This window comes from Pseudomonas sp. UM16 (assembly GCF_050312595.1).
Classification (GTDB): domain Bacteria; phylum Pseudomonadota; class Gammaproteobacteria; order Pseudomonadales; family Pseudomonadaceae; genus Aquipseudomonas.
Genome location: NZ_JBNPJT010000001.1, coordinates 19308 through 39868, shown reverse-complemented (window position 1 = coordinate 39868; position 20561 = coordinate 19308). Strand labels below are relative to the sequence as shown.

At 60.6% G+C, this 20561-nt stretch carries 20 protein-coding genes; 6 read left to right on the top strand and 14 right to left on the bottom strand.

Features of this window, described 5'->3' with window-relative positions:
• Positions 1–3: 3 nt before the first annotated feature.
• Entirely contained in the window at positions 4–1563 is a 1560-nt protein-coding gene (locus tag ACQRAX_RS00200; RefSeq protein WP_412037751.1) for a diguanylate cyclase, read from the top strand.
• Here the strand turns inward: ACQRAX_RS00200 and ACQRAX_RS00195 are convergent.
• From ACQRAX_RS00195 to ACQRAX_RS00185, 3 genes are all read right to left on the bottom strand, one after another.
• On the bottom strand, positions 1521–2147 hold the full coding sequence (locus ACQRAX_RS00195; RefSeq protein ID WP_412037752.1) for a hypothetical protein: 627 nt from the start codon (positions 2145–2147) through the stop codon (positions 1521–1523). The two genes, ACQRAX_RS00200 and ACQRAX_RS00195, sit on opposite strands and share 43 nt — an antisense overlap.
• 102 nt (positions 2148–2249) lie before the next feature.
• The gene (locus ACQRAX_RS00190; RefSeq protein ID WP_412037753.1) at positions 2250–3308 is read right to left on the bottom strand and encodes an acyltransferase family protein; all 1059 of its coding nucleotides are present in this window, start codon (positions 3306–3308) and stop codon (positions 2250–2252) included.
• Between the two features lie 24 nt (positions 3309–3332).
• Complete coding sequence (locus ACQRAX_RS00185; RefSeq protein ID WP_412037754.1) at positions 3333–4469, bottom strand: acyltransferase family protein; 1137 nt, start codon at positions 4467–4469, stop codon at positions 3333–3335.
• Between the two features lie 388 nt (positions 4470–4857).
• On the opposite strand from ACQRAX_RS00185, the gene ACQRAX_RS00180 reads away from it, so the two are divergent.
• Positions 4858–6771 carry a hypothetical protein gene (locus ACQRAX_RS00180; protein WP_412037755.1) on the top strand — a complete coding sequence of 638 codons (1914 nt, stop codon included), beginning with the start codon at positions 4858–4860 and terminating at the stop codon, positions 6769–6771.
• A 5-nt stretch (positions 6772–6776) separates the two neighbouring features.
• On the opposite strand, the gene ACQRAX_RS00175 is transcribed toward ACQRAX_RS00180, so the two are convergent.
• Positions 6777–7169, bottom strand: a complete 393-nt coding sequence (locus ACQRAX_RS00175) for a GFA family protein (RefSeq protein ID WP_412037756.1) — start codon at positions 7167–7169, stop codon at positions 6777–6779.
• A 109-nt stretch (positions 7170–7278) separates the two neighbouring features.
• Between ACQRAX_RS00175 and ACQRAX_RS00170 the strand changes: the two genes are divergently transcribed.
• Positions 7279–7947, top strand: a complete 669-nt coding sequence (locus ACQRAX_RS00170) for a class I SAM-dependent methyltransferase (RefSeq protein ID WP_412037757.1) — start codon at positions 7279–7281, stop codon at positions 7945–7947.
• Between the two features lie 84 nt (positions 7948–8031).
• The gene (locus ACQRAX_RS00165) at positions 8032–8646 is read left to right on the top strand and encodes a dihydrofolate reductase family protein (RefSeq protein ID WP_412037758.1); all 615 of its coding nucleotides are present in this window, start codon (positions 8032–8034) and stop codon (positions 8644–8646) included.
• Here the strand turns inward: ACQRAX_RS00165 and ACQRAX_RS00160 are convergent.
• The 5 genes from ACQRAX_RS00160 to ACQRAX_RS00140 form a co-directional block, all read right to left on the bottom strand.
• A complete protein-coding gene (locus ACQRAX_RS00160; RefSeq protein ID WP_412037759.1) occupies positions 8643–9845 on the bottom strand; it encodes an MFS transporter in 1203 nt (400 codons plus the stop codon). The genes ACQRAX_RS00165 and ACQRAX_RS00160 overlap by 4 nt on opposite strands.
• 71 nt (positions 9846–9916) lie before the next feature.
• Entirely contained in the window at positions 9917–10963 is a 1047-nt protein-coding gene (locus ACQRAX_RS00155) for a heme-dependent oxidative N-demethylase family protein (RefSeq protein ID WP_412037760.1), read from the bottom strand.
• A 17-nt stretch (positions 10964–10980) separates the two neighbouring features.
• Entirely contained in the window at positions 10981–11949 is a 969-nt protein-coding gene (locus ACQRAX_RS00150) for a PDR/VanB family oxidoreductase (RefSeq protein ID WP_412037761.1), read from the bottom strand.
• Positions 11946–12551, bottom strand: a complete 606-nt coding sequence (locus ACQRAX_RS00145) for a dimethylamine monooxygenase subunit DmmA family protein (protein WP_412037762.1) — start codon at positions 12549–12551, stop codon at positions 11946–11948. Before ACQRAX_RS00145 ends, ACQRAX_RS00150 begins: the two co-directional genes overlap by 4 nt.
• Before the next feature lie 58 nt (positions 12552–12609).
• Entirely contained in the window at positions 12610–14034 is a 1425-nt protein-coding gene (locus ACQRAX_RS00140; protein WP_412037763.1) for a gamma-aminobutyraldehyde dehydrogenase, read from the bottom strand.
• Positions 14035–14296: 262 nt separating this feature from the next.
• Between ACQRAX_RS00140 and ACQRAX_RS00135 the strand changes: the two genes are divergently transcribed.
• Together ACQRAX_RS00135 and ACQRAX_RS00130 are read left to right on the top strand one after the other, a co-directional pair.
• The gene (locus ACQRAX_RS00135) at positions 14297–15049 is read left to right on the top strand and encodes a FadR/GntR family transcriptional regulator (protein WP_412037764.1); all 753 of its coding nucleotides are present in this window, start codon (positions 14297–14299) and stop codon (positions 15047–15049) included.
• 86 nt (positions 15050–15135) lie between these two features.
• Complete coding sequence (locus tag ACQRAX_RS00130; protein ID WP_412037765.1) at positions 15136–15885, top strand: PDC sensor domain-containing protein; 750 nt, start codon at positions 15136–15138, stop codon at positions 15883–15885.
• A 49-nt stretch (positions 15886–15934) separates the two neighbouring features.
• On the opposite strand, the gene hpaI is transcribed toward ACQRAX_RS00130, so the two are convergent.
• From hpaI to hpaE, 5 genes are all read right to left on the bottom strand, one after another.
• On the bottom strand, positions 15935–16738 hold the full coding sequence (gene hpaI, locus ACQRAX_RS00125) for a 4-hydroxy-2-oxoheptanedioate aldolase (protein ID WP_412037766.1): 804 nt from the start codon (positions 16736–16738) through the stop codon (positions 15935–15937).
• 12 nt (positions 16739–16750) lie between these two features.
• On the bottom strand, positions 16751–17554 hold the full coding sequence (gene hpaH, locus ACQRAX_RS00120) for a 2-oxo-hept-4-ene-1,7-dioate hydratase (protein ID WP_412037767.1): 804 nt from the start codon (positions 17552–17554) through the stop codon (positions 16751–16753).
• Between the two features lie 8 nt (positions 17555–17562).
• A complete protein-coding gene (locus ACQRAX_RS00115; protein ID WP_412037768.1) occupies positions 17563–17973 on the bottom strand; it encodes a 5-carboxymethyl-2-hydroxymuconate isomerase in 411 nt (136 codons plus the stop codon).
• A 73-nt stretch (positions 17974–18046) separates the two neighbouring features.
• The gene (gene hpaD / locus ACQRAX_RS00110; RefSeq protein WP_412037769.1) at positions 18047–18970 is read right to left on the bottom strand and encodes a 3,4-dihydroxyphenylacetate 2,3-dioxygenase; all 924 of its coding nucleotides are present in this window, start codon (positions 18968–18970) and stop codon (positions 18047–18049) included.
• 117 nt (positions 18971–19087) lie between these two features.
• Complete coding sequence (gene hpaE, locus ACQRAX_RS00105) at positions 19088–20548, bottom strand: 5-carboxymethyl-2-hydroxymuconate semialdehyde dehydrogenase (RefSeq protein WP_412037770.1); 1461 nt, start codon at positions 20546–20548, stop codon at positions 19088–19090.
• Between the last annotated feature and the right edge of the window lie 13 nt (positions 20549–20561).

Here is a 20561-nt window from a genome sequence, read left to right as displayed (position 1 = left end):
TCCATGATCAAGTTCCGTCCGTTGTCCATCGGCCTGCGTGGCCTGATTCTGCTGCTTGTGCTGCTGGCGGTGATGGCAACGCTGTGCAACAGCTTGTGGGTGGCCTATGGCGTGCAGCGCGATGCCCTGGTTCATTCGGCGCTGCAAGCCAATCAAGCCTACACCTCCAAAGTCGCCTCCAGCATCGGCCAGTTTATAAAGTCTGCGCACAATCGCCTGCACTTCAGCGGCCAGAGAGTAGGACGCCACTTCAACGACCAGCCGTTACTCAAGGAAGAGGTCACGCGCCTGCAGGCTGAGGACAATGCGTTCAACGCGGTCCTGATCCTGGATGCTGCAGGTAAGGTCCTGCAAATCTATCCAGACCAGGCGCAGATGGTTGATGTGACATTGACCACTGAAGAGGTCCAGCACGCATTGCAAGCGCGCCGTCCACTGGTCAGTCACGCCTATGTCAATGTGCTGGGTAACCTGATCGTGTTCATCTCACAACCGGTGTTCAGCCCGTCTGGGCAGTTTCTCGGTGTCATCGGTGCGGCGATTCAGATCCGCAAGGAAGGCACCTTGCATACGTTGATCAGTAACCACTATCACCGCGACGGCACCTTTGCCTTTATCGCCGATGACAACCGGCGGCTGCTGCACCATTCCGATCACCAGCGTATTGGCGAAGTACTCAGCACCAGTGCCACGGTGGATGCGGCCCTGCGCGGTGAGCATGGTTCAATGGAGACCGTCAATTACCGCGGCATTGCGATGTTGGCAGGCTATGCCCAGGTTCCGGAGGCCAACTGGGCTGTGGTTGCGCAACAGCCGCGTGATCAGGCATTGGCGCCGCTCGGGCAATTGATGCGTGACATGCTCATCAAGGTCATTCCGGCAGGTGTGGTGGGGCTGGTGGTAATTCTGCTCGCCACTTTGCTGATTACCCGGCCGTTACGACAACTGGCAGACAGCGCGGAACAATTGGCGGCACCGCAGGCCAGCGAGCAGCTCACGGCCATCAACGCCTGGTATGGCGAAGCGGCAGCTATCCGCCGAGCCTTGCTCTCCGGTGTGCAACTGCTGCAGCAAAAGCTCGGCAGCCTCAGTCATCAGGCTCAAAGCGATCCGTTGACGGGCCTGGCCAATCGCCGCGCGATGGGCGCCGCATTGGACGCACTGTCCCAGGCGCAACGCCCATATGCGGTATTGGCGCTGGACATCGACCATTTCAAACGGGTTAACGACACCTTCGGCCATGATGCTGGCGATGAAGCTCTTAAGCAGGTGGCCACGATCATTGCCGAGAACTCCAGGGAGCAGGACCTGGCCTGTCGGGCAGGTGGCGAGGAGTTTGTCCTGATTTTGCCGGAAGCGAGCCTGGAGGTAGCGCGGGAAATTGCCGAGCGTATCCGCCAAACCATTGCCTCTACCCGGGTGGCGCAGGTCGGCACGCTGACCATCTCCATTGGTGTGGCCTCGCGCAGTGTCGAAACACCGACAGCGGAATCAGTGCTCAAGCGCGCTGATCAACAGCTCTATCTCGCCAAAGAAACAGGCCGTAATCGGGTGGCAGCATGATCAAGGCTGGACAGCGCATTGCAGACGCGTGTCGGTGTCTCTCCGGTGAGCTGGCACAACAGCGCACTGAGCTCATCGCCATTGACTGTGCCTTGGTCCAGCAGGTGTTCGGCGACAGCGCTGAGCGCCGGCCAGTAACGCCGAACCAGGTAGCCTGAGCGGGCGATAGCGCGGGCTTCGGCATCGAGGACCTGACGTGCGGGTAACAAGCTGATCAATTCCATGCCCCGCCGACGGTCACCGGCGCCGCTGCGAGTAAGGCAGCGTTCGCACGGGCAGTGTCGGTAGATCGCCTCGGCCACCGGCCCGGCAAAGCAATGCACGAGGTCGCGCTCAATGGCATCGATCATCGAGGGCAAGTATTCGGCGATGCCGGGAGGCTCGAAGGCGGGCAGCGGGACCAGGTACTCGGCTTCGACCAGGCCTTTGACCTGCTGCAGGTTGCCACGCAGGTCCACCATTGGCCCGAGCAGGGCTTCGGCACGGGTGCGCACGGTTACCCGTTTGATGCGCTGCTCATTCCACCAAAAGGCCAACACATGACCTGCTTCGTGGAAGGCAGTGCAACGCGGGCGTGCGTTCATGGGCTGGACCTCAACCGTGCAGGGCGCTGATCACACACCCTCTGCCTGCTGCGTAGGCTTGGTACAAAAGAGTGTAGCTATCGCAGGGCAAGCCTGTGGCGATTACTCGGTGCTGGTCGCGGGTAAAACCGGCGGGCGCTTTGTTTTGCGTGGATCAATGAAAACAGTCCGTAGCCATTGGGTTACCGGCAATTCCACCAGACGGTAAATGCCGATGGCGACAAGGCAGCACAAGGCAATGCTGACCGGTGTCATTACGTAGGCGAGGGCGCCTGGCGCATCGAAGACGTGGAAGACCTTGTTGAAGACTTTCAGCACATAGGGGTGGAACAGGTACAGCGAGTAACTGGCATCGCCGATCAACACCAGTACCGCAGGCAAACGCAGCCCCGCCAGGCCATGCACCAGCGCCAGAAACACCAGCGTCGCCGGTAAGCCCCAGCCCAGCGCGCGTCCCAGTGACGCTGTCAGCTCACCGCCAAATGGCATATACGCCAGCGCCGCGAGGCCGATCACAATCAGCGCCATGCGCACACTGCGGCTTGGGCCCGCACCACGCCACGCTGCGGTACGGGCATAGACGGCGTAGCAACCCATGCCCAGGACGAACTCGGCGAGAATCTGTTGCGTGTAGAACCTGGCCAGCAGCGCCTCGAAAGTCACCAGATGGCCCAAGCCAACCAACGTCAATAGCACCACCGAGCAGATCAGCAGGCGGTGACGGTGACTGATGGCCATCGAGAGGGCGAATACGGCATAGAAAAACATCTCGAAGTTCAAGGTCCAGCCCAGGTACAACAGCGGCTGGACGTATTCACCTTTCTGATAGGGAATGAACAACAGCGATTTGACCAGGCCGGTAATGTCCGCTGTAGTGTTGTCCAACAGGCTTGGCAGCACCAGGGCGACGCCGAACACGCCCAGCGTTCCCAGCCAGTACAACGGCACCACGCGGATCAGCCGCTTGCTGAAAAAGTGACTGCCCGACTGGGCAGTGACCAGGGCCATGATGAAGCCACTGATGACGAAAAAGATGTCTACGCCCCAGTCGCCGTTGCGAAACAACGGGATATGGAAGAACACCACCGCCAGGGCGGCAATTGCGCGCAGCATTTGAACGCTGTCCAGCTTGTCGACTGGAGCCTGGTGGGCGGGATTCATGGTGAAATCCTTTTCAGTGTGGGTTCAGGACTCGAGCACGGGGCGTTTGTCCGCGGATTTGTTGGCCAGCGTACGGCCAAAGGCTTGGCCGGTCATTTCCACGTAGCGGTAAGTGAACATCGACACCAGTACCACCACCGCCACCACCAGCAAGGCCACCAGGTTATTGAACAGGGCATTACCGGTGTCCAGGTAGCGCGTACCGTCGATCATGGGTGCGAGATCGATGCCAAGAAGTTTTTTCGCCACCATGAACACCGACACCACGCAAAACAGAATGGCGGCGTGGGTCAGGTAGATGGAATACGACAACGTGCCCAGAAAGCTGAAGAACTGCCCCGCCAGCACCCGCGACAGGGCTCCACTATCAAAGGCGAATATGAGGATGATGACGGCGAACAGCGGGCTGGCGACCAGGGCCTTGGTGGCAAAATCATTGACCACGAACAGCAGCGCCGCAGCAACCGCGGTAACTTCAAGCAGGGTCATCAGCCAGAACCGCGCTTGCCCGGGCTGGGCAAACTTGAGGTACAACAGGTAAGTAAGGCAGCCGGTAAAGAAATAGGCCAGGCCACGGATAGACTCAACGGTAAAGAAGGTATTGCCGGTATAAATAAGCGTCAATGTCACCAGCACGATCACTGCCCATAGCCATTGCCGGAGCCCGCCGGCGACGCTCAAAATCAAGGCAAATAGCATGTAGGTGTAATACTCGATGCTGATGCTCCAGGACGGATAGTTGAACGACAGCGGGTTGGTCAAATGAGTCCAGGATTGCAGCAGCAGCGCATTCGGCAGGATCTCACCTGGAGCGAACTTTTCGCTGAACGGAGGATTATTGAACGCCATGCCTTTGTGGTAGGCAATGTACCTGCCGCACTCCAAGAGTATGAAGACGCCAAGCATGAACAGGTGCAACGGTAATAAGCGGAACGTCCGCGAGATAAAGAATTTGCGAAAATTCAACTGCGCTTTATTGCCATAGGCGTGGGTTAGAACAAAACCGCTGAGGACAAAGAAGAACGCAACGAATACTTCAGAATGACGAAAGAATGCCCATTCGGTAAAACTACCACTGACGCGCAAGTGATAGAGCACCACCGCCACTGCAAACAGGCCGCGGAAACTGTCCAGCGAATGAAACCGCTTCTCTGCACTCATCTCCAGGCCTCTGTCCTTGTTCGCGAACTGCTAGGTCGATGTCACATTAGCATCACCTTTTCAAAGAGCAAGTAAGGTGCCGAACGTAGCGTGAACGCAATATTGACGCCGTAATTCCGGCAAGCCATTGCTTATTAATGTAGCGCTTGCAGTCAAAACATTCGGTTAGCAGCGCGGTGTTGGGCAATTCAGGCAACAAGTCGAAAAAGTTATATACCGTCCATCGCCTGATAAGAACATTTCCGTCCATCGTTGGCGGTATGTTGGCGCAATGTGCCACTACTTGATCTATACCCGTTGTAGTTGTCTCACGCCTTTTACAACTGTCTTGAATCTGAAGCAGCGCGCAGTTGGCGTCGTTGCGTCGTAGGCCAAGGCGAAGGAACGTATGAAATCAACGCTTTTACTCCTGACTCTGGTGTTCAGCACCCTGGCCCAGGCCGCGCCGATGCGCTGGGCTGCGATTCGTGACGGCAGCCTGTATCTGCAGCCCAGTCGCGATGACACGCTGCGCGTCAGTTGGGTGCCGGCCTGGCAAACCAGTGCCAACGAAGAGCGTATCTACTTGCTCGACGGTCAGGGTCAATTGCGTGGCGAGCGCTTTATTCCCGCCAGCGAAGGTCGTGGCAAACAAACCTGGGCTTTGCCTGCCAGCGTCAGCAGTTACCGCATGGAAGTGCCGGGCTACAGTTTCAGGCGTTACCGGTTCGAACACGATGACAAAACGGTCGCCCTGTTTGCGCCAACTAAAGTGCATTTCAGCGTCGAAGTCGGCAACGATGTCGAGCTTTACTTCAAGGTCCGCGCGGGTGAGCAGGCAATCCTCGCGGGCAAGTATTTCGGTGGCATCAAGGCGTTGCAGGCTGAGCGCCTAAGCGATGGCACCCAGATTGCGCTGAGGCTTAAGCCGCACACGCAATACCCGCTGTATGATCAGGTGGCCTTGCCGGTTGCGGCCACCGACCAAGCCTGGCGCCTGCGCCTGCTAGGCAGCGGTAAGGCGGCGTTCTGGCTCGATGGCACCGCCAACCTGTTCGCGCAACGTGTGCAGCACCTGCAGCCCCTGCGCCAGGACAGCGGCCACACAGAACTCAACCTGCATGCCGAGGTACTCGGCCCGACGCCGCGCCTGGGTATTGCCATGCCGTACCTGCTACCGCCGCCGGGTAGCCACGCCGCCCTCGATGCGCTCAAGCCGCGCGCCGCCGGTTTCTACAGCAACGTCGACATCATGGCCGGGCGACCCCATTACGAAGATGCCTTCCGGCGCTTTTACCAGGACCGCGCCGCTATCGACATGAACATCACCTTGCTCGGCGCCTCCAAGCGCAAGGCCGACCTGGAAGAAAACGCCCAGAGTATTGCTGGCCTTGATGCTTGGCTGGCGGCAACCGTAGCCCTGGGAGGCAAGGGCATTCACTACCTGTCGTTTGCCGATGAGCCCAATTACAACTATCGCGATTACGCCACCTACAAGCGCTTCTTCGATGCCATGGACCGTCAGGTTCGCGCCTATCCGGGAGCCCGCGAAGCCGGGGTGCGGATTGCCATGCCGGCGAGCTCGCGGCTGGTCAATGGACCGTTCATTCCCCAGGGTGACCAGCGCCGCGGGATCAATTGGGCGCGGCGCATGCTGGCTGAATCGGCGCCGCAGATCGACGCCCTGGCTTGGCATGAATGGATGATCCGCGACCTGCTGGCGACCCGCGTCTACCGTGACAATGTGCGTCGCGCGGCCGAAGTGGTGGGCTTGCAAGCGAATGGCAGACCACGCAAGGCACTGCTACTGGATCAGACCAACATCTCCAGCGGTGGCAGCGTCAGCCCCTATGAACAGGAAACGCACTTCGCTTCGCTGTGGTGGGCGTCGGTTGCGATCAACTCCGCTCAAGATGGCCTGCTCGATATGATCAACTGGTTCCAGGCTGCCGATGACCCTGATCACCTCAAAGGCATGATTCGTTTGCCGGGGCCCAACCGCTTCGAGTTGAAGCCGGTCGGCCTGGCGCAACAGTTCATGCAGGCGCACTGGCTCGATCAGGTTCAGCGCCTGGATAACAGCGCGTTTGAAGTCGATGCCTTGGCCATGGCCCGCGACCAGCAACGCAGCATGTTAGGGGTGAACAAGGGCGAGCGTTTGCAACAGATCAGCTTGCAAGGCCTCGGCGATGCCTGTCCGGCGCTCACGCTGTTCGGTCCTGACAGCCGAAGTCGTGATGCCGCGATTGAATGCCGCAACGGTCGCATTCGTTTCGAAGTGCCTGCGCAAACACTGTTTGCCTTGAGTTGGCGTGCTTCATGAAAGCGCTATTGTTCAAAGCGGTCCGTTGGGTCACGGTCGTGCTCGTATCGTCTTGTCAGCGCAAACGCGGGTAACCAGGATTCACGTCGCAGGGTCCAGCTTTCGTAAGTGGGTATCAACTGGTCGGGCGCATCCAGCGATCCCAGGTGAACTTCGACTTCGTCAGCACTACGGGCGAAAACCGACGAGCCGCAGCGTGGGCAAAAGAAGCGCCCGGCGTAATCGCGGGTTTTGCCGCTGATGGTGACTGCAGCCTGAGGAAATATCGCACAGGCATTGAACAGCGCGCCGTGATGCTTGCGACAGTCCAGGCAATGACAAAGGCCGACCCGGTAGGGGCGCCCTGTGGCGACAAGGCGTACGTTGCCGCATAGGCAACCGCCAGTGAATGATTCCATGTTGGGCCTCCTCGAAGCAGTCACGATCGGTACGTTGAAAATAGCAGCTTGCTTTCTGCTGCCCTTATTTGTCCTATTCTCCCTCCAGGTTCCAACCCCGGATTACGCCATGCCCACTCCCGAAACCGACCTTCTGCAAAGCTGGCACGCTAATGCCCAATCATGGATCGCGGCGATTCGTACCGGCAGCATTGAAAGCCGCCAGCAAGTCACTGACCAGGCAATCCTGTTGGCGGTGCTCGGCCGTCAACCGGAGCGCGTGCTGGACTTGGGCTGTGGGGAAGGGTGGTTGTTGCGGGCGTTGGCTGAGCGCGGAATCAAGGCTGTGGGTGTCGATGGCGATCCAACTCTGGTTAAGGCGGCTCGGGCAGCAGGTACTTCCCCGGTGCACCTGGCCAGTTATCAAGCGCTGGCAGAGGCAACGGTGGACATTGGCAACAACTATGAACTGATCTGCGCCAACTTCGCGCTGTTGCATCAGGACATCATCCCGCTGCTCTGCGCTCTGCACGCACTTTTGATCCCCGGCGGTGCGCTGGCGATCCAGACGCTGCATCCATGGACGGCGGCCTGCGGCAATTATCAGGATGGTTGGCGGCAGGAAACCTTTGCCGGGTTCCAGGGCCAGTGGCAACCCATGCCGTGGTATATGCGCACTTTGTCCAGTTGGCTCAATGCACTGGACATGGCCGACTTTCGCCTGGTCAGTTTGCAAGAGCCGCAGCATCCGCAAAGCGCGGTACCGCAGTCATTGTTAATGGTCTTCCAGACGCGTTGAATACGCATCAGCGTTGTCGATTTCTCTGCCTCTGGTTCGACTATCGGTTATCGATGTCTGATCACGACCCACGAGGAGAAGGCCATGCGCAAGCTCACTGTTGCCGCGTTCATTAGCCTGGATGGTGTTATCCAAGCGCCTGGCGGCCCTGAAGAAGACCCCAGTGGCGATTTTCGCCTGGGTGGCTGGTTAGTGCCTTATGCCGATGAACAGTTTGGCCAGGCCATACAGGCATTGTTCTCGCAGCCGTTCGAATTGCTGTTGGGGCGGCGCACCTACGATATTTTTGCTGGCTATTGGCCGCAGTACAGCGGTTCCGAGGACCGATTCATCGCAGATCTGTTCAACGGCGTGGCCAAGCACGTGGCCACGCATCATCCACAGACGCTTATCTGGCACAACAGCCATGCGCTGAGGGGCAACCTGGTCGATGCGATCAATGCACTCAAACACGACAACGGTGCCGACCTGTTGACCCAGGGCAGCGCCGAGCTGGTGCGTCAATTACTGGTGGCCGGGTTGGTGGACGAGCTACGGCTGATGACTTTCCCCGTGATACTTGGGCATGGCAAGCGCCTGTATGACGACTGCGGGCAAGCCTCAGCCTTCACCTTGGCGCACTCGACCAGCACCCCGAGTGGGGTACTGGTCGCGCGTTACGTACGCAGCGGTGAGGTGCGCACCGGCAGTTTTGCTTAGAGCGCCAGCGCTGGCGTCAGCGGCATGTGCTCCCGACGAATGCTCGCCAGCGGCACAATCACCAACAGCAGGGTCAGTACCACGGTCACACCAATGCCCCACGCAGCGAGGGTGAAGCCGCCGAGGGAGATCAGACCACCGGAGATCGCCGGGCCGACGGCCAGGCCCAGGCTCAGGAAGCTGCTGGCTGCCGCCACTACCCGGCCTTCACGGTCCAGGGCGGCGGCCAGGCCGGTGAGGTAGCTCAAGGCGTAGAAGTAGGTGACGCAGATAGTCATCACGCCAGCGGTGTAGAGGGTCTTGGAATGTTCGCCGAGCACGTAGCTCAGGCTAGTGCCGCCGGTCAGCAGAATCGCCAGGATCACCGGGGTGCTCATACCAAAGCGTTTGCCGATCATTGCCGCAATCAGCGGGCCGATCAGGCCGACCACTGACTGGAACGACAGCAGCACCCCCAGTTCGTCGCCGCTGTAGCCGACCATGGTGCCAATACGTTCGACGAAGGCCCAACCCATGGTGTCGCGGGCCTGGAACACGAACATCGCCAGCATCATGCAGATGGCGGGCAGGCTCAGCAGAATGTTGCCGCCGCCTTTTGCCCCCTGCAGCACCGGCGCAGCTTCTACGACGGGTGCGCGTTGGGCCATGGCCGGGATGCTCAGCAGCATCACGGCCATGGTCGCTGCCATGGCGTAGTACAGCCCCGGCAGGCCGTACAGGGCCATGACCTTGGCATAGCCGAGCATCACTACGATCATCAGCAGCACCGACAGCACATTCATGTGTCCGGCAATGCGGTCCGGGTGTTTGGCGCTGGCCACCGCTGCGTTGCCGCAGGCCAGGGCCAGACCGGCACCGAGGCCGGCAAGGCAACGCACCGCCGCCAGGGCATAGAGGTTTTCAATATTGGCGCTGGCAAGGTTGGCGGCGATGGCCAGTAATGTGCCGATCAGGGCCAGGGTGCGGCGGGGGGCGCGCCCCATGAACGGTGCGATCAGCAGCGAAGCGAGCATGGTGAAGCCGAATTCCGCCGACATCAGCAGACCGGCCTGGGCTTCGTTTAGCTTCAAGTCGTGGATGATGGCGCTGATCAGGAAGGGCAAGGCCCAGAGGCCGAGCAGGCCGACACCATAGGCCGAACCTGCAGCGGAGAACACCAGACTCCAGCTCTCGGGCAGGAAATTTCGTATTGTTTTCATAGGTGATCCGTGGATGGCAAGCACATCAAGGATAAAGGCGCGCCGGGCTGGCGCGCTCGCAGTCTGTCGGGTTATTGCAGGCTTTCGTCGACTGGCGTGCCGTCGTCGTATTGCGCTAGAAAGCTGACCATCGCATCGCGGTAGCGGGTAAAACCCTTGTAGTCCACCAGCTCCTGGTCCAGGTCGCGGATCACCCGGTGCATGCGCTTGGCCCATTGCGGAGCGAAGTCGGCCAGTTGCTGGAGGCTGATCAGGTAAGTGCGTACCGGGAACAGCACAGCATTGCTGCGTGGCAAACGGTGCAGTGGCTGCAGTTCAATGCGCAAGTTGACCAGCTCACCGGCGTTTTCAGGGGTGACGATGGTGCGGTCGGGTGCCCAGTCCGGCAAGGTTTCGGCAGAGGTCTCCAAGCGTGGGTTGACGGTGATCGACCAATTGGTACGCCGTACCGGGTGACCTGGACGTAGGCGCAGAAGGAACTTCAGGGCGCGTTGCAAGATGCCCATTTCATGCAGCTTGGGCACCGGGCCGTGGAACTCCATGAAGCTCATGCCCAGGTTGAAGCGCAGCGAATAGTCGGCCCGTTGGGTGGCCATGCCCGCGCCCATCACCAGCGTGTCATCACGTTCTTCAAGGAGGATGAATTCACCTTGCGCCTGGCGGGTGATGTACTCCATCGGGTCCATCGGCAGCGTGGTCGGGTCACCGAAAGTGAAGGTGTCGTCGATTTGCAGTGGGCGGTTGATCCAGTGCCACTGGCTGCCGCTTTTTTCCAGGGTGAAATGCTCGGGGAAATCACGCGAGTACGACTCCATCAGCAGCTCGAGCAAGTCCCATTGCGCTTCCATCATGTGCGCCAGTGCGGCGTAGTGGACGCCGGGCTGGCTTTCCAGGGTTTGCGCGCGGTGATGGCATTCGGAGATGTAATGCTCGTCGATGTCGAACTGGCCACGCAATGCGCCGCTGCCGAACGGTACATGCGGTTCGACGTTCATCGAGTACATGTACTGGTCTTCCGGGTAAGGGAAGGGCAGGCGCAGCACTGCTTCTCGGCTGTTGCTGTAGGTGTGGTCGCTGCCAACGTCGGCATAGGTTTCGATAGGCTTGAATACGGTCATTTTGTTGTTTTCCTGTTTCAGAGGTCTACGACCAGGCGGCTGCAGTTGGCACGTGATACACAAGGCATGAATTTGCGTTTGCTCAGCTTGTCTTCGTCGCTGAGCCAGTCGTCGCGATGGTCGAGGTCGCCGTCGACTTCCAGCACTTCGGTTTCGCAATAGCCACAGGCACCGCCCCGGCACAGGTAGGGCACCTTGTAGCCGGCCTGTTCAGCGGCCTCGAGCAGCGATTGCTCGGCAGGCACCTCCAGGGTTACCCCTTGGCGCGCGAGGGTAACGCTGAACGGCTTGCCGGTAGAGCCTTGCTCGACGAAACGCTCATAGTGGATATGGCTGTCGGTCCAACCCAGCGCGTGGGCACTGTCGAGGGTGTCATCGATCATGCTGTCCGGGCCGCAGACGTAGACATGGCTGCCCAGCGGACGAGCGCCGAGGATGCCGCGAATGTCCATGCGCGGACCTTGGCCTTGCACATAGAGGTGCACACGCTCGCCGTAGCGGGCTTGCAGTTCCAGGCCCAAGGCGGTGTGCTCCGGGCCGCGAACGGTCAGGTGCAGTTCGAAGGTGGACTGCTTCACCTGCAGCTCTTGGAGTTGCGAGTACACCGGGGTGATGCCGACACCACCGGCAATGAACAGGTGCTGGCGGGCATGCTTAGCCAGGGGGAACAGGTTGGCCGGTTGCAGAATCTGCAGCTGGTCACCTTCACTGATCTTGTCGTGCAGGTGACGTGAGCCGCCGCGGCCCTCGCTGACCCGACGCACGGCAATCTGGTAGGCGCTGGAGTCGTAGGGCGAACTCATCAGCGAGTAGGCGTTGCGGTGGGTTTTATCATCGTCCTCGAGAACCACCACCACGTGACTGCCGCCGGAGAAGGCGGGCAGATGCTTGCCGTCGAGGTCGACCAGGGTGAAGCGCTTGATTTGCGGCGTCAGTTGCTCGATTCGGGCAACGCGCACGCTGAGGGTGCCGTTATGGGTATTCATGTGTCGAGCTCCTCGGCAGCTGGCAGTTCGCCTGGGACTTCACCATCGGCCTTGATGCCCTGGAAGGCGGCCAGGCGACGGGAGTAGTGATCACGCACGACCAGGCTGAGCTGGCAGCCCGGGCAGGTAAATACGCGTTGGGTGACGTTTTCGGTGTAGGTGTCGCAATGCGCGCACCAGACCCGGCGCACCAGCGTGCCGCTGTGTTCGCGCAGTACTTCATCGCGATTGAGGTCCACGGCGTTGGCGGCCTGCATAGCGGTACCGATGAAGCTTTCCGAACCGCTCAGGTACAGGCGAGTGCCCATATAAGCGTCGCCGAGGCGCTCACGCAGGGCCTCGATCAAGGCTTGGTTGCTGGCGAACACCTCCAGGCCGGCAGCTTCTGCCAGCTGCAGGGCCTGTAAGTGGTTATGGCCGGAGAACGACTCGGTTGAATACAGCAGGGTGCTGTTATGACGCTGGCTTGCAGACATGTCCGCGAGCAGGCGCAGCATGGCTGCTCCGCCGCTGCCCTGGCCCGCGATCAGGTGACGCAAGCCACCTGTCATGGGTTGCAATTGGTCGTAGACCGGACGGCTCTTGATGCCGGTAATAAGCATGGTGACGCACCTCTTAAGCGATATTGCCTATGGTGTTATATGTTTTATTATCAACGCATCAATGCTTGAACATGACGTGGCGCACGCAGGTGTAGTCTTCCAGGCCGTACATGGACATGTCCTTGCCATAACCCGATTGCTTCATGCCGCCATGGGGCATTTCACTGACCAGCATGAAGTGGGTGTTGACCCACGTGCAGCCGTACTGCAGGCGTGCCGCCAAGCGGTTGGCGCGGCCGACGTCACGGGTCCAGACGGAGGAGGCCAGGCCGTAGTCCGAGTCGTTGGCGAAGGCCAGGGCCTGTGCTTCATCGCTGAAGGAGGTGATGCTGACCACGGGGCCGAACACCTCGCGCTGGACGATCTCATCATCCTGGCGGGCGTCAGCCAGTACGGTCGGCTCAAAGAAGAAGCCCGGACCTTCGCCGCGCTTGCCGCCGGTGATTACGCGGATGTGCGGCTGGGCCTTGGCGCGTTCAACGAAGCCTTCTACGCGTTCCAGATGGTCGCGGGTGATCAATGGCCCGAGTTCGGTTTGCGGGTCGTCTTGCAGGCCCATGCGCAGGCCCGCCACCGCTTCACCGAGCTTGCTGACGAAGGCTTCATACACGCCTTGCTGAACATACAGGCGGCAGGCCGCGGTGCAGTCCTGGCCAGCGTTATAGAAGCCAAACGCACGGATACCCTCGACGGCGGCATCGATATCGGCGTCATCAAAAATCAATACCGGCGCCTTGCCGCCCAGTTCCATGTGCGTGCGTTTGACGCTGCTGGCGGTGCTGGCGATGATCCGCGCGCCCGTGGCGACGGAGCCTGTGAGCGAGACCAGGCGCACTTTGGGGTGATTGACCAGCGGTTCGCCGACGCTCGGGCCGCGGCCAAACAGAATGTTGACCACCCCGGCCGGGAACAGGTCGACCATGATTCGCGCCAGTGCCAGGGCCGTGAGCGGGGTTTGCTCGGACGGCTTGAGCACCACGCAGTTGCCAGCGGCCAGAGCCGGGGCGAGCTTCCAGGCGACCATCATCAGCGGGTAGTTCCAAGGCGCGATGGAGGCCACCACACCGAGTGGATCGCGGCGAATCATCGAGGTATGCCCGGCAAGGTATTCACCGCCGGCCGAACCCGACAGGCAGCGGCTGGCACCCGCGAAGAAGCGGAACACGTCGGCAATTGCCGGGATTTCGTCGTTCAGCGCCGCCTGATAAGGCTTGCCGCAGTTCAGTGATTCCAGGCGGGCCAGGGTCTGCGCTTCTGCTTCAATGCGGTCGGCGAGCTTGAGCAGCAACTGTGCACGGTCTTTGGCGGGGGTCTGAGACCAGCTGGCGAACGCCTGATCGGCGGCTTGGACAGCGGCGTCGACCTGGGCACTGCTGGCTTCAGCGATGTTCACCAGTACCGAACCCTCGGCAGGGTTGTACACGGCGTAAGGGCTGCCTTGACCTTCGACCAATTGGCCGTTGATCAGAAGTTGGGTTTGCATGGCGTATTCCTTGGTCAGTCTTGTAATTGGAAAATCGCTGAACGCAGGCACAAAAGCGACCGTTGGGGTTTGCTGAAGGCCTATACATATGAAACCATATCTTAAAGTTTGACGTTTGCCAACTGGCCTGAAAAACAACATTTTCGCCGTAAAATGGTCAATTAATCGGTATCGGCTGACCGACGGTTGGTTATAAGATACGAAACTGAATTTTTAGCCGGGACGCGCGCCACGCTGCGCGGCGACTCGATAGGGAGAGGCAATGAATGCCCTGAACACTGCTCGTAATACCGCGTTTATCCGGTTGCGCCAGGAAGGGCGTACCGATGAGGTGGCGCGAAGGTTGGTCGAAGCCATCGAACTGGGGTTGTTTGCCGAAGGCCAGCAACTGCCGAGCGAGTCGGAGCTGGCCCTGCAACTGGGGGTGGCCACTGTCACCTTGCGCGAAGCGCTGGTGGTACTGCGCCAACGTGGCCTGATCGAAACGCGCCGAGGCCGTAACGGTGGCAGCTTTGTCTGCGCCCCGGTGGAATTGCCCGAGGTGTTGCTGCTGCAACGCCTGCGCGAGATGAGCGGCCCGGACCTGCGTGACCTCGGTGATGAGCAGACCGCCATCTCCGGGACCGCAGCGCGTCTGGCCGCCAAGCGTAGTTCACCGGAGCAACAGGCACGGATCGCCCAGCACATCGAAACTCTCAAGCAGGCCGCTTCACGCCTGGCCCGGCACCGCGCCGATGCCCGTTTTCATATTGAAGTGGCGGCAGCTGCGCAATCGTTGCGCCTGACCCACACCGAGATGCGCCTGCAGTCCGAAGTGGGTGAACTGCTCTGGCTGGAAGCCGCTGGTGGTGGCGATGTCACGGTGGTCGAACAGGAGCACCGGGCCATACTTCAGGCATTGGTTGCCGGCGATGCGGTGTTGGCCGGGGCCTTGGCTGAGGCGCATGTCAGTCGTGGAATCAAGCGCTTGATCAGCCTGCGCCTGGAATTGCTGGCCGAAGAGCATCAGGACTGAGCCCGGCTGTTGAGCAGCAAGGCGCCCGGCGTGGCGCCTGATTAGCAACCTATAACAATAAAGCCGACCTTGTGTGAGGTAATGCCATGTTTGCCGTGAGCGACAACGATCCCCTGTCAGCCTGTGCTCAGCAGTTGGACAGCACTTTAGGCACGATCTTCAGCCAGGTCCGCCAGTTGGTGGAAGAGACCCGTGTACTGTGGGAGCGCATTCTGGCGGAAGGCCGGCAACCCACAGCCCGCGACTTGGCCTCGTTGCGCCCGGCAATCGACCAACAGCTGTTGGCCACGGGTGCATTTGGTTGTGGGGGTGGCGTGATTGTCGAGCCCAACTGCCTGGCTGACCGGGAGATGCACCTGGAATGGTGGTACCTGGCGGATGGCGGCAAGACGCTGCCGTTGCGTCCCAACTTCGACCAGCGCCGGGAGAACTACTACGACTACACCGCGATGCCGTGGTACAGCCGCCCGCGTGACTCTGGCAAGAGTGTGGTGGAGGGCCCCTACGTGGATCTCTACGGCACCAACATGTACGTGCTGACCTTTACCATGCCGATTCTGGTGCAAGGACAATTCATCGGAGTTGCCGGGCTGGACTTGTCGCTGCATAACGTTGAGCGTCTGCTGGTGCGCAGCTTGATGCGCCTGGAGCATGAGGCGGTGCTGATATCCGCCGATGGACGGGTGATTGCCTCCAACACCGCCAACTGGATGGTCGGCGACCTGGCCCTGACCTTGTTGAATACTTTGCCCAAGGACGGCCTGCGCCTGGCCCTGGCGGAGTCAGAAGCGGGTTGGTCGCTGGTGCGCTTACCGGCGCTGCGCAAGGTGCTCTGAAGGGCCACGCCAGCTCGTAGCCGCAGCCTGGTGGCTGCGGCCTGTCCCGTCAGTAAACGCCACCGCCACTGGTGGACGGCAGCGGGGCATCTTTGAAGGCGTTGGCCAAGGTTTGTAAGCTGCGCATCAACACCGTGGTGTCGACACCCACAGCAACAAAGCGTGCGCCCAACTCGATGTAGCGCCGCGCCAGTGTCTGGTCGGCGCTGAGGATGCCAGCGGCTTTACCGGCCTTCTGAATCCGCGCAATGGCGTCTTCGATGGTCGCCTGTACGTCCGGGTGAGCGGGATTGCCACGATGACCCATGGCGGCGCTGAGATCAGCCGGGCCGATGAACACGCCATCGACGCCTTCGACGGCGACGATTTCATCCAGCCGGGCCAGGCCCTCGAGGTTCTCGATCTGTACCAGTAAGCACATTTGTTGATCGGCCTGGTCGAGGTAGCCTGGGATGCTGTTCCAGCGCGAAGCGCGGGCCAGGGCGCTGCCCACGCCGCGTACACCGCTGGGCGGGTAGTGCAGGGCGCGTACCAGTTCGCGGGCCTGTTCAGCACTCTCGACCATCGGTACCAGCAGGGTCTGGGCACCGATATCGAGGATTTGCTTGATCAGGGCCGTATCGCCGATCACTGGCCGAATAATGGCCTGCGAGGCATAGGGCGCCACCGCTTGCAGTTGGCCAAGCAGGCCGCGCAGGTCATTGGGCGCGTGTTCACCATCGATCAGCAACCAGTCGAAACCGGCATTGGCCGCCAGCTCCGCGCAATACGGATCCGCCAGACCGAGCCACAAGCCGATCTGCGTTTCACCAGACTTCAGGCGTTGCTTGAAGGTGTTGATGGGCATTTGCATGGCAGGCCTCCTTCAGACGAAACGACAGGCGATGCTGCCGAGCAGGTCGTAATCGACGTGGAAGGTGTCGCCAGGACGCGCAGCTACCGGACGGGTGAACGAGCCGCCGAGGATGATTTGCCCAGGCTCGAGGGTGACGTCGTACGGCGCCAGCTTGTTGGCCAGCCAGGCCACCCCCTTGGCCGGATGATTGAGGACGGCCGCAGAAACACCGGATTCTTCGATGACGCCATTGCGATAGAGCACCGCCGGCACTTTGCGCAGGTCGATCTCGGTCGAGCGCACGGCACGGCCACCCATGACTACACCGGCATTGGCGGCGTTATCGGAGATGGTGTCGAAAACCTTGCGGGTGGCGTTGGTCTGCGGGTCGACCTGCTGGATACGGGCGTCGATGATTTCCAGCGCCGGGATCACCCACTCGGTGGCATCAAGGACGTCGAACACCGTAACGTTCGGGCCTTTGAGCGGTTTGCCGAGGATGAACGCCAGTTCGACCTCCACACGCGGCACGATGAAACGGTCAAAGGGAATGTCGCTGCCTTCGTCGAACAGCATGTCGTCGAGCAGGGCGCCGTAGTCCGGTTCGGTGATGTTCGACGACACTTGCATGGCGCGGGAGGTCAGGCCGATCTTGTGGCCGACCAGTTTGCGCCCTGCATCGATTTTCCGTGCAACCCAGGCGCGCTGGATGGCGTAGGCGTCGTCGAGGGTGATGTCAGGCTGGTCAAGAGAGAACTGGCGTAGCTGTTCACGCGAGCGCTCGGCGGCGTCAAGGCGGGCGGCGGCCTGTTGAATAAAGGTAGCATCAAGCATGTGAAACCTCAGGAAGTCTTGTTGAACAGGGGGTGCAGGCTGCTGTATTTGCCGTCGTAGACCTGCCCCGGGCTCTCATCGATCTGTAGGGTGATGCCGACCGGGCGCTGCTCGAGGATCTCCTCGAAGCAGGCCCGCAGTACGGCGAGCAAACTGTCGCCGACGGCCTTATGTACGGCGGGGTTGCGGCCTGCACCCATGCGCAGGTTGGCGTAGAGAAAGCCATAGTCGCCGTTGCCATCGGCCACCGCGCTATGCGCTGCGGGGTAGGCGAGGACGCGGGTGCCGCCGGTGGGGAATACCGCTTTGTCGCTTTCGTCGCGCTGTTGCAGCATGGTGTCGGCCAGGTCGCGGCACAGGCCGGGGATGTCCGCCTGTTGTTCGAGGTCCGCGGTGTAGAGCAGTACCAGATGAGGCATGCTGGCTATCCTGTGTGATGGCCGGGAGCAGGCCAGCTCCATTGAGGTGGAGCGGCCTGGCACCCGGGATTGATCAGAGGCGGTTGGTGGAGGCAATAGCGGCTGGGTTGGAGGCCTGTGGCGCAGGCAGACTTGTGCCCTCCTGTGGCGTCACCGGGAACACCGCGTTGATTTGGCCGGTGCCGGAGGCGGCGAAGTAGGGGGTCAGTACTTCGGCCTTGGCGTCGTATTGGGACCAGCCCAAGGCACCCAGCAGCATCGCAGTGTCATGCATGAAGCCCTCGCCATGGCCTTTGGCCGCGTACTCCGGGAGCATCGCGCAAAACGCTTCCCACTCGCCGTTCTGCCACATCTGGATCACACGTTCGTCGAGGTTCTGCAGGAACGGGCTCCAGATTTTCGTGGCAAACTCCGGCGCCTGGCCGTTTTGGGCGAAGCGGTGCGACAACGAGCCGCTGGCGAGGAAGGCCACGGTACCGTCGTAGTGATCTTCGACCGCTTTGCGCATGGCCCAGCCGAGGCGGGCGCTATCGTTGAGGAAGTGCGAGGTGCACAGCGACGACACCGAGATCACCTTGAAATGCTGGTCGGCATTCATGTAGCGCATCGGCACCAGGGTGCCGTACTCCGGCGCTAGAGTCGTCGCGTCATGGGCCATGGTTTCCACACCGAACTGGTTGCAGGCTTCGGCAAGAATTTTGCCCAGCTGCGGGTTGCCGGGGAACTCATATTCCATGTTGCTGATGAAGTGCGGCAGCTCGTTGCTGGTGTACAACCCCTTGAAGTGCGAGGCGCAGTTGATGTGGTAATTGGCGTTGACCAGCCAGTGGGTGTCGAACACCACAATGGTGTCCACGCCCAGTTCACGGCAACGCCGGCTGATTTCGATATGGCCGTCGATCGCCGCCTTGCGAAAGCCTTGGCGTGGGCCAGGCAATTCCGACAGGTACATCGACGGTACGTGGGTGACTTTGGCAGCCAGAGCTAGTGTGCCCATGGTACTTCTCCTCGCGTGGCCCGCAGGGGCCTGATTCTTGTGATTGGTCTGCACGCAGGAAACTGGCGACCCTTACCGGGTTATAAACCCGGTCGGGTCACTCTTGCGAGCCGAATGTCACACGCCCCAGCGCGGGATGTGGTGGCTGCCCATGGAGATGCACACGTTCTTGATTTCGGCGAATACTTCAAAGCTGTATTCGCCGCCCTCACGTCCGGTGCCCGAGCCTTTTACACCACCGAACGGCTGACGCAGGTCGCGTACGTTCTGGCTGTTGATGAACACCATGCCGGCTTCAATGCCGCGGGCCAGGCGATGCGCCTTGCCGATGTCCTGGGTCCAGATGTAGGAGGCCAGGCCGTATTCGGTGTCGTTGGCCAGGCGTAGCGCCTCGGCTTCGTCCTTGAATTTGATCAGGCACACCACCGGGCCAAAGATTTCTTCCTGGGCGATGCGCATCTTGTTGTCGACGTTGGCAAATACGGTCGGCTGGATGAACTGGCCTTTGGCCAAGTGTGCCGGTAGGTTGGCCGGACGCTCCAGGCCACCGGCGAGCAGGCTGGCGCCTTCCTCGATGCCGATCTTGATGTAGCCGGTGACCTTGTCGTAGTGGGCTTGGGTGATCATCGAACCGACCTGGGTTTTCGGGTCGGTCGGGTCACCGACGATCAGACGCTTGGCGCGCGCGGCGAACTCGGCGACGAACTGGTCGTAGACGGTTTCCTGGATGAAGATCCGGCTGCCGGCGGTGCAGCGCTCGCCGTTCAGCGAGAAGATGGTGAACAGAGCGGCGTCCAGGGCGCGGTCGAGGTCAGCGTCATCGAAAATCACGACCGGCGACTTGCCGCCCAACTCCATGGAGTATTTTTTCAGGCCGGCGGTCTGCATGATCTTGCGGCCAGTGGCGGTGCCGCCAGTGAAGGAAATAGCGCGCACATCTGGGTGACGCACCAAGGCATCACCAGCGGTGGCACCATAACCCTGGACGACGTTGAGTACGCCCGGTGGAATACCGGCTTCCAGCGCCAAGCGCCCCAGTTCGTTGGCGGTCAGTGGCGATAGCTCGCTCATCTTCAGCACGGCGGTGTTACCCAGCGCCAGGCAAGGCGCGGTTTTCCAGGTGGCCGTCATGAACGGCACGTTCCACGGCGACACCAGGCCACACACGCCCACCGGCTGATACAGGGTGTAGTTGAGCATCTGGTCGTCGACCGGGTAGCTGTGACCGTCCATCCGCGTACAGACCTCGGCGAAGAAGTCGAAGTTGTGCGAAGCACGCGGGATCAGCACATTGCGGGTCTGATGGATGGGCAGCCCGGTGTCGAGGGTTTCCAGCTCGGCCAGGTTTGGCACGTTCTGCTCGATCAGTTCGCCGAGTTTGCGCATCAGTTTCGCGCGTTCTTTGGCCGGGGTATTGGCCCACTTCGGAAAGGCTTCCTTGGCGGCCGCTACCGCCAGGTTGATTTCCTCTGCGCCGCCGCTGGCGACTTCACCAATGGCTTGGCCGGTGGCCGGGTTGTAGTTGGTGAAGGCGTCCTTGCTCTCGACTTCCTTACCGTTGATCCAGTGCTTGATCATGTTGCATGCCTCT

Bases quoted from the DNA above. Each gene is read 5' to 3' on its own strand.
- ACQRAX_RS00200 (WP_412037751.1), top strand. From the start codon at position 4: ATGATCAAGTTCCGTCCGTTGTCCATCGGCCTGCGTGGCCTGATTCTG.
- ACQRAX_RS00195 (WP_412037752.1), bottom strand. From the start codon at position 2,147: ATGAACGCACGCCCGCGTTGCACTGCCTTCCACGAAGCAGGTCATGTG.
- ACQRAX_RS00190 (WP_412037753.1), bottom strand. From the start codon at position 3,308: ATGAATCCCGCCCACCAGGCTCCAGTCGACAAGCTGGACAGCGTTCAA.
- ACQRAX_RS00185 (WP_412037754.1), bottom strand. From the start codon at position 4,469: ATGAGTGCAGAGAAGCGGTTTCATTCGCTGGACAGTTTCCGCGGCCTG.
- ACQRAX_RS00180 (WP_412037755.1), top strand. From the start codon at position 4,858: ATGAAATCAACGCTTTTACTCCTGACTCTGGTGTTCAGCACCCTGGCC.
- ACQRAX_RS00175 (WP_412037756.1), bottom strand. From the start codon at position 7,169: ATGGAATCATTCACTGGCGGTTGCCTATGCGGCAACGTACGCCTTGTC.
- ACQRAX_RS00170 (WP_412037757.1), top strand. From the start codon at position 7,279: ATGCCCACTCCCGAAACCGACCTTCTGCAAAGCTGGCACGCTAATGCC.
- ACQRAX_RS00165 (WP_412037758.1), top strand. From the start codon at position 8,032: ATGCGCAAGCTCACTGTTGCCGCGTTCATTAGCCTGGATGGTGTTATC.
- ACQRAX_RS00160 (WP_412037759.1), bottom strand. From the start codon at position 9,845: ATGAAAACAATACGAAATTTCCTGCCCGAGAGCTGGAGTCTGGTGTTC.
- ACQRAX_RS00155 (WP_412037760.1), bottom strand. From the start codon at position 10,963: ATGACCGTATTCAAGCCTATCGAAACCTATGCCGACGTTGGCAGCGAC.
- ACQRAX_RS00150 (WP_412037761.1), bottom strand. From the start codon at position 11,949: ATGAATACCCATAACGGCACCCTCAGCGTGCGCGTTGCCCGAATCGAG.
- ACQRAX_RS00145 (WP_412037762.1), bottom strand. From the start codon at position 12,551: ATGCTTATTACCGGCATCAAGAGCCGTCCGGTCTACGACCAATTGCAA.
- ACQRAX_RS00140 (WP_412037763.1), bottom strand. From the start codon at position 14,034: ATGCAAACCCAACTTCTGATCAACGGCCAATTGGTCGAAGGTCAAGGC.
- ACQRAX_RS00135 (WP_412037764.1), top strand. From the start codon at position 14,297: ATGAATGCCCTGAACACTGCTCGTAATACCGCGTTTATCCGGTTGCGC.
- ACQRAX_RS00130 (WP_412037765.1), top strand. From the start codon at position 15,136: ATGTTTGCCGTGAGCGACAACGATCCCCTGTCAGCCTGTGCTCAGCAG.
- hpaI (WP_412037766.1), bottom strand. From the start codon at position 16,738: ATGCAAATGCCCATCAACACCTTCAAGCAACGCCTGAAGTCTGGTGAA.
- hpaH (WP_412037767.1), bottom strand. From the start codon at position 17,554: ATGCTTGATGCTACCTTTATTCAACAGGCCGCCGCCCGCCTTGACGCC.
- ACQRAX_RS00115 (WP_412037768.1), bottom strand. From the start codon at position 17,973: ATGCCTCATCTGGTACTGCTCTACACCGCGGACCTCGAACAACAGGCG.
- hpaD (WP_412037769.1), bottom strand. From the start codon at position 18,970: ATGGGCACACTAGCTCTGGCTGCCAAAGTCACCCACGTACCGTCGATG.
- hpaE (WP_412037770.1), bottom strand. From the start codon at position 20,548: ATGATCAAGCACTGGATCAACGGTAAGGAAGTCGAGAGCAAGGACGCC.